Source organism: Pelovirga sp., from assembly GCF_059864205.1.
In genome coordinates, this window is the sequence record NZ_JCBCBS010000206.1 from 18,106 (window position 1) to 29,178 (window position 11,073).

11 protein-coding genes and 1 other annotated feature are annotated in these 11,073 nt (G+C 52.3%); of the genes, 10 read left to right on the forward strand and 1 reads right to left on the reverse strand.

The features are described 5' to 3' along the window. The first annotated feature begins 4 nt into the window (after positions 1-4). The 4 genes from tsaB to ilvB all read left to right on the forward strand — a co-directional run bounded on the left by tsaB (position 5) and on the right by ilvB (position 4,782). Positions 5-715, forward strand: coding sequence for a tRNA (adenosine(37)-N6)-threonylcarbamoyltransferase complex dimerization subunit type 1 TsaB (gene tsaB, locus AC6F7T_RS13035; protein WP_500719506.1), 711 nt, complete (start codon positions 5-7; stop codon positions 713-715). Between the two features lie 89 nt (positions 716-804). Beyond that, positions 805-1,023 carry a hypothetical protein gene (locus AC6F7T_RS13040; RefSeq protein WP_500719508.1) on the forward strand — a complete coding sequence of 73 codons (219 nt, stop codon included), beginning with the start codon at positions 805-807 and terminating at the stop codon, positions 1,021-1,023. A gap of 140 nt (positions 1,024-1,163) precedes the next feature. Continuing rightward, on the forward strand, positions 1,164-2,831 hold the full coding sequence (gene ilvD, locus AC6F7T_RS13045) for a dihydroxy-acid dehydratase (RefSeq protein WP_500719510.1): 1,668 nt from the start codon (positions 1,164-1,166) through the stop codon (positions 2,829-2,831). 253 nt (positions 2,832-3,084) lie between these two features. Then, positions 3,085-4,782, forward strand: coding sequence for a biosynthetic-type acetolactate synthase large subunit (ilvB, locus tag AC6F7T_RS13050; protein ID WP_500719512.1), 1,698 nt, complete (start codon positions 3,085-3,087; stop codon positions 4,780-4,782). Between the two features lie 27 nt (positions 4,783-4,809). Here ilvB and AC6F7T_RS13055 read toward each other — a convergent pair whose 3' ends face one another. Further along, a complete protein-coding gene (locus AC6F7T_RS13055; protein WP_500719514.1) occupies positions 4,810-4,932 on the reverse strand; it encodes a hypothetical protein in 123 nt (40 codons plus the stop codon). Positions 4,933-4,997: 65 nt separating this feature from the next. On the opposite strand from AC6F7T_RS13055, the gene ilvN reads away from it, so the two are divergent. The 6 genes from ilvN (at position 4,998) to leuD (ending at position 10,836) form a co-directional block, all read left to right on the forward strand. Next, positions 4,998-5,489, forward strand: coding sequence for an acetolactate synthase small subunit (gene ilvN, locus AC6F7T_RS13060; RefSeq protein WP_500719516.1), 492 nt, complete (start codon positions 4,998-5,000; stop codon positions 5,487-5,489). A 36-nt stretch (positions 5,490-5,525) separates the two neighbouring features. Then, the gene (locus AC6F7T_RS13065; RefSeq protein WP_500719519.1) at positions 5,526-6,170 is read left to right on the forward strand and encodes a phosphatidylserine decarboxylase family protein; all 645 of its coding nucleotides are present in this window, start codon (positions 5,526-5,528) and stop codon (positions 6,168-6,170) included. After that, entirely contained in the window at positions 6,170-6,937 is a 768-nt protein-coding gene (pssA, locus tag AC6F7T_RS13070; protein ID WP_500719521.1) for a CDP-diacylglycerol--serine O-phosphatidyltransferase, read from the forward strand. Before AC6F7T_RS13065 ends, pssA begins: the two co-directional genes overlap by 1 nt. A 98-nt stretch (positions 6,938-7,035) precedes the next feature. Further along, positions 7,036-7,257 (forward strand) — a binding site (T-box leader). A 174-nt stretch (positions 7,258-7,431) separates the two neighbouring features. Further along, positions 7,432-8,973: a 2-isopropylmalate synthase gene (locus AC6F7T_RS13075; RefSeq protein ID WP_500719523.1), complete on the forward strand. Its 1,542-nt coding sequence runs from the start codon at positions 7,432-7,434 to the stop codon at positions 8,971-8,973. A gap of 32 nt (positions 8,974-9,005) precedes the next feature. After that, on the forward strand, positions 9,006-10,286 hold the full coding sequence (locus AC6F7T_RS13080; RefSeq protein WP_500719525.1) for an aconitase/3-isopropylmalate dehydratase large subunit family protein: 1,281 nt from the start codon (positions 9,006-9,008) through the stop codon (positions 10,284-10,286). Between the two features lie 19 nt (positions 10,287-10,305). After that, positions 10,306-10,836, forward strand: coding sequence for a 3-isopropylmalate dehydratase small subunit (leuD, locus tag AC6F7T_RS13085; RefSeq protein ID WP_500719527.1), 531 nt, complete (start codon positions 10,306-10,308; stop codon positions 10,834-10,836). The last annotated feature ends 237 nt before the right edge of the window (positions 10,837-11,073 follow it).

Below are 11,073 nucleotides of genomic sequence, written 5' to 3' on the forward strand. Positions count from 1 at the left end.
TCTGATGAGGGTTGACCATCCGCGGATTCTGGCACTGGATACCTCGTCGCAAGTCAGCAGTGTTGCTCTGTGTCAAGCCGAAATGCTGGTAGCCGAATCTGCCCTGAATCTGCGCATTACCCACAGCCAGAGCCTGTTGGCGCAGATCGACAGTCTACTTAAAACAGCAGGCTGGACTTTAGCAGATCTGGATCTGCTTGCCGTGGTGACGGGACCCGGCGCTTTTACCGGCCTGCGCATCGGCGTGGCGACCATCAAGGGGTTGGCCCAGGTGCTCAGTTTGCCGGTGGTCAGCGTGTCATCCCTGGCGGCGGTGGCGATGAATCTGCCGCTGTTGTCCCTGCCGGTGTGCGTGTTTATTGATGCCAGAAAAAAGGAAGTCTATACCCAGCAGTTTCAGCTGCAGGGTGGGTTTCCACGCCCCCTGAATCAAGCCCGGGTGATGGCGCCCGACAGGGTTCTGGCTGAGCTGCAGGGTGATGTCTGCCTGGTTGGTGATGGGGTCGGCGCATATCCTGATCTGCTTTTGCACCATGGCTATGCACAGCTACATATCGCACCTGCCTGCTGTTATCCGATCCAGGCTTCCAGGGTTGCTGCCCTGGCTTTGCTGGATTATCGCAACGGTTTGACCCGGCAACCCGGAGAGGTCGTGCCGACTTACATCAGACCGTCGGATGCCGAACTGAACAAACAGGGCAACAATGTTGGTTAGCGCCGGGTTAGGTGTTGACTTTTTACAACTGATCTGGTTAATTTCAGACAGGTCAAAAGCCCATAAACGTCAACAATGTGGAGGTTCCTATGGATATTGATCAAAACCTTTTGCAGAACCTTATCGATAACAATCCAAGGTTCCGTATGCTCTACGAAAACCACATCTTACTTGAAAAACAACTCCAGGAATTCGAAAAACGCTCCTTCCTTTCTGCAGATGATGAAATCGAAAAAAACAAGGTAAAAAAACTGAAGCTTATCGGCAAGGATGAAATGGAGTCCATCGTTCAGTCCGTTACCGTTTGATTTTGCCTCCAGAGTACGGTTTATGTTGATACAGCAAAGGGTTTAAGCGAGCGCTTAAACCCTTTGCTGTATTTAAGGATGACAATTCAATAAATAGTAGTTTTAACCTTTTGTCTTTGACCATAAAAACAGGTGAAAAAATGACCAAAAGAAGTGATGCCATTACCAAGGGATTTGAACGTACTCCCCATCGCGCATTGTTGAAAAGTACCGGTGTGCCAACTGAACAGATGGATCGACCTTTTATCGGCATCGCTTCATCCTTTACCGACCTGATTCCCGGCCATACCGGGATGCGCGACCTCGAGCGTTTCATTGAAAAGGGGATCCATAGCGGTGGTGGCTTTTCTTTTATTTTCGGGATTCCCGGAGTCTGCGACGGCATTGCCATGGGGCATAAAGGGATGCACTATTCCTTGCCGACGCGCGAATTAATTGCCGACATGGTTGAGTCGATCGCCGAAGCCCATCGTCTCGATGGTCTGGTGCTGTTGACCAACTGCGACAAAATTACCCCCGGGATGCTGATGGCTGCTGCACGCCTCGACATCCCTTGTATTGTCGTTACCGCCGGTCCCTCCCTGACCGGTGCCGGTCGCAACGGCCGGCGGTTTTCCTTTGTTACCGATACCTTTGAGGCGATGGGGCAATACAAAGCCGGGATTATTGATGAAAAACAGCTCTTTGAGTGTGAAGAGAGTGCCTGCCCGACCGCCGGTTCCTGTCAAGGGATGTTTACTGCCAATACCATGGCGGTGCTGACCGAAACCCTCGGCATGAGCCTGCCCCGCTGTGGTACGGCCAGTGCCGTATCATCGTTGAAGCGGCGTATTGCTTTTGCTTCAGGTGAGCGCATTGTCGGTCTGGTGCGCGATCAGATTACTCCGCGGCAGATTCTTACCCGCGCCGCCTTTGAAAATGCGATCCGGGTTGACCTGGCCCTTGGTGGTTCGAGCAATACGGTTCTGCATCTGCTCGCCATTGCTCATGAGGCAAAGATTCCGCTACCGCTTGAGTTATTTGACGCGTTGGGTAAAACCACCCCGCAGTTAGCCCATATGAACCCTGGTGGGCCCAATTTTATGGAAGATCTCGACACGGCTGGGGGTGTCCTCGCCGTGCTTTATCAGTTGCGTGAGCAGATCAGCGATAATCCTACCTTGCTTGGGCCGAGCATTCATGAGTTGATCGCTGCGGTGGCAACAGTTGACGAGGATGTCGTGCATCCCGTATCTTCTCCGATTCGTCCGGAGGGGGGGCTGGCGGTCCTAAAAGGTAACCTGGCGCCGCAGGGGGCGATTGTCAAACAGTCCGGGGTGTCGGACAAAATGATGAAGTTTAGCGGTCGTGCCCGTTGCTACGATTCAGAAGAGGACGCCATGGCAGCGTTGCTGGCTGGTGAGATTGTCGCCGGTGATGTTGTCGTGATTCGCTATGAAGGGCCCAAGGGCGGGCCGGGAATGCGTGAAATGCTTGCCCCAACAGCGACTCTCATGGGATTAGGGCTCGGCGACAGTGTTGCTCTGATCACCGATGGTCGCTTCTCCGGCGGTACCCGCGGCCCCTGTATCGGCCATATTTCACCGGAGGCGGCCCAGGGGGGACCCATTGCCCTGGTGCGTGATGGTGATACCATCGTGCTCGATATCCCTGCCCGTTCCCTGCACCTTGAGGTTTCGCCTGCCGAGTTGGAGCAGCGCTACAGTGAATGGCAGGCACCGGAACCAAAAATCAAGACGGGGTGGTTGGCACGCTATGCCAAAGTTGTTACCAACGCGTCAACCGGCGCCGTCTGCAACGCCGACTGAAATTGATTTTTGGTTATGCGCTTGTCTCCAATAAAGGCAAAAACCTTTTAACCACCCGTTCTCTTTGCTCACTAGAGGCACAGAGCAGAGAAAACCTGGTTTTTTATGAACTTCTCAGTGGCTCAGTGGTGCTGTCTTATGAGCCCCAGTCAATAGCTTGAGGGAAGTGAATATCCGGGAAATGATTATTTTTTTTTGCTGTTTTTGATGAGACAGTTTTATTTTACTGATGTGCCGCCGAGGAGAGACAACAATGAAACTGACCGGGTCGCAGATCTTGCTCGAGTCGTTAAAATGTGAGGGTGTGAATACCGTTTTTGGCTATCCCGGGGGTGCGGTCATCAATATTTATGACGACCTTTACGATTCATCGATCAATCATATTCTTACCCGTCATGAGCAGGCAGCCGTGCATGCCGCTGACGGCTATGCCCGTTGTACCGGACGAGTGGGTGTTGTTATTGCCACCAGTGGACCCGGTGCGACCAATACGGTGACCGGGATCGCCACCGCCTACATGGACTCCATTCCCCTGGTTATTATCACCGGTCAGGTACCCACCCCGTTGATCGGCAACGATGCTTTTCAGGAAGCCGATATTTGCGGGATTACCCGTCCCTGTACCAAGCATAATTTTCTCGTCAAGCATATCCGTGATCTTGCCAGAACCGTGAAAGAAGCTTTTTATATCGCCCGCACCGGTCGTCCCGGGCCGGTATTGATAGATCTTCCCAAGGATATTCAGGTGGCTACGCTGGAGTTCAACTATCCGGATAAGGTTGAACTGCGTGGCTACAAACCCACCACTTCGGGAAATTTCCGGCAGATTGAAAAAGCCGCTAAAATGATCCTGCAGGCGCGTCGTCCAGTTCTGTATGTCGGCGGTGGTATTAATCTGTCCGGTGCCAATGCCGAACTGCTGGCGCTGGCTGAATTGACCCAGATTCCGGTTGCCACAACCCTCATGGCCATGTCGGCGTTTCCCCAGCGCCACCCGTTGGCCCTTGGCATGCTGGGGATGCATGGAACCTTCTGCGCCAACATGTCGGTTACTGAGTGCGATCTGCTCATTGCCATCGGCTCACGCTTTGATGATCGGGTGACTGGTCGTATCGACAGTTTTGCCGAGAAGGCCAGCATTATTCATGTTGATATTGATCCGACCTCGATCAAGAAAAATGTTGCTGTTGATTTGCCGATTGTTGGCGATCTGCTCGATGTTTTGACAAAATTGAAAGCCTCTTTCGACCAGAAGACCGAGCAGCTTGGGGTATTCCGTGAGCAATTGCTGGAATGGCAGTCGCGCATCGCCGCATGGCGCGAACGTCACCCCATAGCCTATCAACCTTCTGACACGGTGATCAAGCCTCAGTATGTGATTCAGAAACTACGCGAACTTTCCAACGACGATGCGATTATTGCCACGGAAGTTGGTCAACACCAGATGTGGACGGCGCAATTTTTCAGTTTCAGTCAGCCCCGTACCTTTTTGACTTCCGGTGGCCTTGGAACCATGGGGTTTGGCCTGCCGGCAGCTCTTGGTGCCCAGGTGGCCTTTCCTGAGCGTCAGGTCATTGACATTTCCGGCGATGGTTCTTTTCAGATGAATTCCCAGGAACTGGCGACGCTGGTACAGTACCAGTTGCCGGTTAAGATCGTGATACTCAACAACAACTATCTGGGAATGGTACGCCAGTGGCAGCAGATGTTTTTCGAAAAACGCTACAGCCAGACGGTTCTGGAACTGCCGATTGACTTTGTCAAACTGGCTGAGGCTTATGGTGCGATTGGCTTCAATACCAGTCGGGTAGATGAGGTGGAAGCGGTGATTCAAGAAGCATTTGCCACCCCCGGGCCGGTGTTGATGAATTTCAATATCTCACGGGATGAAAATGTCCTGCCGATGGTGCCCGCCGGCAAGGCAATCCACGAGATGGTGCTGGCGTCCTGATTCACTTTGTTGATGATGTGATTGTAACTATTCAGCAGATATCCTTCGCGCAGGGCCTTTGGATCCTGTGGCAAGGGTGTTTGTCGCCATGGACGGCGACAACAAGCGGTCATGGATGACCCAACGGGAAACAATCGCGTCCCTTGACATAGGATTCCCGACCTGGTGCTGAACAGATACATGTGATTTAACGCATCAGAGGAGAATGAACGAGAATGAAACACACAATTTCTGTGCTGGTTGAAAATGAATTCGGGGTACTTTCACGAATATCGGGGCTGTTCTCGGGGCGGGGATTCAATATCGAGAGTCTTTCCGTTGCCCCGACCCTTGAGCCCGATACCTCGCGCATGACCATTGTTACCACAGGTGATGACCGGGTTCTCGAGCAGATTACCAAGCAGCTCAATAAACTGATTTCAACCATCAAGGTTGTCGATTTTACCAGTAAAGACTTTATTGCCAGGGAGCTGGCACTGGTCAAGGTAGCGACGGAAGCGGAAAGCCGTGCCGAAGCGTTGCGGATCGTCGATATCTTCCGTGCCAAGGTCATTGATGTCACCCCTAAAACCTACACCATCGAAATTACCGGTGCGCCCGGTAAGATCAATGGTATATTGGAGCTGTTACGCCCCATGGGAATCAAGGAGGTCGTGCGCTCCGGGCCGGTTGTCATTGGTCGTGGTGCCAAGGGTGTCAGCGGCTAACAACAACCAAAAAATCTATCATTTGCAGGGAGTATCATGTACACATCAGATCAGTTTATCGCTCGCGAAGGTTATCCCTTTATTGCATTGTTCGGCTTTGTGACCCTTGTCTTTGCCCTGCTGGGTTGGACCTTCGTCACGTTAATACTGCTGTTTTTGACCCTCTTTACCGCCTATTTTTTCAGGGATCCGGCGCGCGTAGTGCCGAAGGAAGAGGGATTGTTGATTGCTCCGGCTGACGGCAAGGTGATTTTTGTCGGCGAGGTCGATGAAGAGCGGTTTTTTAATGCTCGTGTCACCAAGGTCAGTATCTTTATGTCGGTTTTTGATGTTCATATCAACCGGGCTCCTTGCGCGGGCAAGGTTGTTGACATGTTTTACAATAAGGGGGAATTCGTCAACGCATCCTACGATAAGGCCAGCGATAGTAACGAGCAGTCCGGAATTCTTCTGGAAACCCAGGCCGGTGCGCAGATTCTGTTTGTACAGATTGCCGGCTTGGTTGCGCGGCGCATTATCACTTATCCGGTTATTGGTGATGTGCTTGAACGCGGTGCCCGTTATGGTCTGATCCGTTTCGGTTCACGGGTGGACCTGTATCTGCCCGGCACTATCGACGTCAGTATTACCTTAGGTGAGCGGACGGTGGCCGGAGAAACCATTTTAGGACGGTTTAACTGATGGAAATAGAAAAAGTACGAAGTGAAAAGCGCGAGAATCTGCGCAAGGGTGTTTATCTACTGCCGAACCTGATTACTGCGGCAGGGATTTTTGCCGGTTTCTTTGTTATCATCTCAACCATTGATGGCAATTACAACAAAGCCGCCTGGTTTATCCTGCTGGCGGCGGTCTTTGATGGTCTTGATGGCAAGGTGGCGCGTCTGACCGGAACCACCAGCAAGTTTGGCGTGGAACTCGATTCTCTGGCTGATGTCATCTCTTTTGGCGTTGCACCGGCGGTTCTGCTTTACGACTGGGCTTTGCGTCCCTATGGCAAGTTGGGGTGGTTGGCAGCATTCCTTTTCGTGATCTGTGGCGCCTTACGTCTGGCGCGTTTTAATGTGCAGGTGACCACGGTCGAATCGCGGCGCTTCGTTGGTCTGCCGATTCCGGCGGCAGCCTGTATTGTGGCGACCTGCGTGCTGTTGTTTTACCAACTTGGTGGAACCGGCACGATCCGTATGGTGTCGATGGTGCTGCTGGTGTTTTTACTGGCTTTTCTCATGGTCAGTAATGTCCCCTATATTTCCTTCAAGGATCCGGAACTGTTCAAACGCCAGCCGTTTCGCATGCTGGTGCTGTCCATCATGCTGATGATTTTGATCGTTGCGAAACCGGAAGTGATGCTGTTTTTGATCGGCATGGTCTACCTTGCATCCGGTCCGGTCAGTTATTATTTTTCCCGGCGCAACAAGCACCAGCAGGACTCTTTGCCTCCTGAGTCTTGACATGGTGGAGAAAAAACCGCTAAAGTCAGTACCGGTTTATAATATTTCTTGACTTGACATTGGCTTTTAGGTTGAATCAGGAAATTATATAAATAATGGTAAAAGCGATGAAGAGGAGTAGTAGGCGTCGCATCCGTTCGTGAGAGCCGGTGGTGCTGAGAACCGGCACGGAAAAGCGCTGAACTCGCCTTGGAGCTGTGGAGATGAACGATCAGTAGTTTCCGCCGTGACCCTGCGTAAAGGGGAAACAAGGTCTGTCAAGCAGCAGCGACAGACGAATCAGGGTGGTACCGCGAAGCTTGTTAGCTCTCGCCCCTGTCAGACACGGGGCGAGGGCTTTTTTTATATCTGCTGTATCATCGAAAAAGGAGGTGGTTCCGGCGTGGAATCGGACCTGGGTGAGCTAGTACTGATAGGGTTTTTTATGCAGAAAAAAAACAAAAATGAACCATCCCGCAGATATCTGCAGGATCGATGCTGACAAGGAGCACATAATGGCACAGACAGATAGAATTATTATTTTCGATACCACCTTGCGCGATGGTGAACAGTCCCCTGGCGCAAGCATGAACATTGAAGAAAAAATCCGTATTGCCCAACAGTTGGAAAGGCTCAATGTTGATGTCATGGAAGCGGGCTTTCCAATTGCTTCTGACGGTGATTTTGAGGCAGTGAGAAAGGTCGCCCAGACGGTCAAAAAAGCCCAGGTTGCCGGGCTGGCACGGTCCAACAATATGGATATCGATCGCGCCTGGGAGGCGCTGAAATATGCCGGCGACAGAGGACGGATTCATACCTTTATTGCGACCAGCGACATTCATATGCAATACAAGCTCAAGATGAGTGAGCAGCAGGTTCTTGATGCTGCCGTTGCTGCCGTCAGGCGCGCTGCCGGTTACACCCCCAATGTCGAATTTTCGGCGGAGGATGCAGTGCGTACCCGCCTGCCGTTCCTTGCCAAGGTTATCAAGGCAGTGATCGAGGCCGGTGCGACCACTGTGAATATTCCCGATACCGTTGGTTACACTATTCCTTCCGAATATTCGGAAATCATTCGTTATTTAAAAGAGCACGTCGATAATATTGATGATGCGATTATCTCAGTTCACTGCCACAACGATCTTGGGCTGGCGGTCGCCAACTCCCTCGCCGCTGTGCAGGCCGGTGCACGCCAGGTTGAGTGTACCATCAACGGGATTGGGGAGCGCGCCGGCAACTGTTCGCTGGAAGAGGTCGTCATGACCCTGAAAACCCGGCAGGATATTCTGCCCTATTATACTGATGTGACCACTGAACAGCTCACCCCAACCAGTAAACTTTTGTCCAATATTACCGGTATTCTGGTTCAGCCTAACAAGGCGATTGTCGGTGCCAATGCTTTCGCCCACGAGGCCGGTATTCATCAGCATGGCGTGTTGATGGAAAAATCGACCTATGAAATCATGACACCGGAGTCGGTTGGTTTGAATCAGAACAAACTGGTACTTGGCAAACACTCAGGTCGCCATGCTTTCATCGATCGCCTCAAGCAGTTGGGATATGATCTGACCCGTGAAGAAATTGAAAAGGCGTTTGTGCGCTTTAAAACCCTTGCAGACATGAAGAAGGAGATCTTTGACGAGGATCTTGATGCCATTGTTGCCGATGAAGTATTGCGCGTACCGGAAACCTTCGTACTAAAGCAGATGAATGTGAGTTCGGGCTCCTTTGCGGCACCGACGGCAACGGTAGAACTGTTAATCAATGGTAAACCGAAAAAGACCGCGATCATGGGTGACGGGCCGGTTGATGCAACCTTCAAGGCGATCAAGAAACTGACCAAAAGTAACGCTCCGCTCTTGAGTTTTTCTGTCGGTGCCATTACCGGCGGTACCGATGCGCAAGGAGAATGTACCGTGCGCCTGCAGACCGCGGACGGACGTGACGTGCTGGGGCAGGGGGCTCATCCCGATATTATTGTTGCCAGTGCCAAAGCCTATCTGAATGCACTGAATAAAATTGCCAGTCACACTAAAAGGACTCAGCCCGCTCTCTAGGGCGTAGCGGTCACGATGTCACAGGAGCGTACATGGGTAAAACGTTAGCCGAAAAAATATTTGACAGTCATTTACGTGACGAGCCGTTTCCCGGCACCAAGGTTCTGAATATCGACCGGGTTCTCTGTCATGAAATCACCACGCCAATCGCCATTGCTGATCTGGTCTGGCGGGATAAGGATCGCGTGTTTGATCGCACCAGGATCAAGGCGGTAATCGATCATGTCACCCCGGCCAAGGACAGCAAGACCGCAACCCAGGCCAAGATGTTGCGCGACTGGGCGCGGCGTCATGACATCCCCGATTTCTTTGATGTCGGCCACAATGGCGTCTGCCATGCCCTCTTCCCGGAAAAGGGCTTCATCCATCCGGGGCATACCGTCATCATGGGGGATAGCCACACCTGCACCCACGGGGCTTTCGGTGCTTTTGCTGCCGGTGTCGGTACCACTGATCTTGAAGTGGGTATTCTCAAGGGGGTTTGCGCATTTCGCGAACCGGCGACAATCCGGATTAATCTTGATGGTGCGTTACCTGCCGGAGTTTTTGCCAAGGACGTTATCCTCTACGTTATTTCCCGTCTCGGGGTTAACGGGGCGACGGATAAGGTCATCGAATTCCGTGGCGCGGTGGTCGACCAGATGAGTATGGAAGCGCGCATGACCCTGTGCAATATGGCAATTGAAGCCGGAGGCACATCGGGGGTCTGCATGCCGGATCAGGTGACGGTCGATTATCTCTGGCCGTTTATCCAGAACGACTATGCCGGCAAGGAAGAGGCTTTGGCGGAGTTCAGCAAGTGGTGCTCCGATGACGATGCCCGTTATGTCGAGGTAGTGGATATCGATGTGTCGAACCTCGAGCCACAGGTAACCTACGGTTACAAGCCCGATTGCGTCAAGCCGGTGAGCCAGTTGCAGGGAACGCCGGTAGACCAGGTCTATATCGGCACCTGTACCAATGGGCGCATCGAGGACTTGCGTCAGGCCGCCGACGTGCTGCGTGGTCGTCAGGTCGCTGCGACGGTGCGCGGTATCGTCTCACCGGCGACCCCGAAAATTTTTAACGATGCCCTGGCTGAAGGAATTATCCAGGTGTTTATGGCTGCCGGGTTCTGTGTTACCAACCCGACCTGTGGTGCCTGCCTGGGCATGAGTAACGGCGTGCTGGCTGAAGGGGAGGTCTGTGCTTCTACCAGCAACCGTAACTTTAACGGACGCATGGGGAAGGGTGGCATGGTTCATCTGATGAGCCCCGCCACGGCCGCAGCGACAGCTATAACCGGTGTTATCACTGACGCCAGAACCCTTTAATCCTGCGGGAGATGAGCTGATGCAGAAAGAATTTGGTGGTCGCGCCATTGTGCTGGACCGCTCTGATATCAATACCGATGAAATTATTCCGGCTAAATACCTGACCGAGGTGACCAAAGAAGCCCTCAAACCCTACCTGCTGGAAGATCTCAAGCTGGAAGGTTTTGATCCTGGCGGCACTGCACTGGCCGGCGCCAGGGTTGTTATTTCGCGCGAGAATTTTGGTTGTGGCTCTTCGCGTGAACATGCGCCCTGGGTCTTTGAGGTGAACGGCATCCATACCATCATCGCCGAAAGTTACGCGCGGATCTTTCGCCAGAATATGTTCAATTGCGGTATGCTTGCCATTGAGCTGCCCAGAACGGCCATTGATGCCTTGATTGCCCAGTCCGCAACTGCACCGCTTAGTGTGGTTGTTGATCTGGAAGGGCAAAAATTGACGGCTACTGGCGGTGGTCAAACCTTAACGTATGATTTTGACATCAGCTCTTTTGATAAGGCGCTGGTTGCTGCCGGCGGCTGGGTTGAGTTTGCTGACGCCCGCTATTGAAAAGAGTTTTTTGCACAGAAGTGATGGCGTCGAAAAAACTCACCAACTGCCGCGTTGCTGCGTTTATTTCGCTGCTTCGACGTACGTAAGTACGCCTCATTGCTCAACAAACGCGCGTCTTGCATTTGGCGCTTTTTGCTTAGCCAGCTAACCGGATACTTTTTGCGAAAGCATCAGAAGTAAGAAGTAAAAAGCCGGCACTGCCAAAAAAGGTGCCGGCTTTTTTTGTTAGTCAAT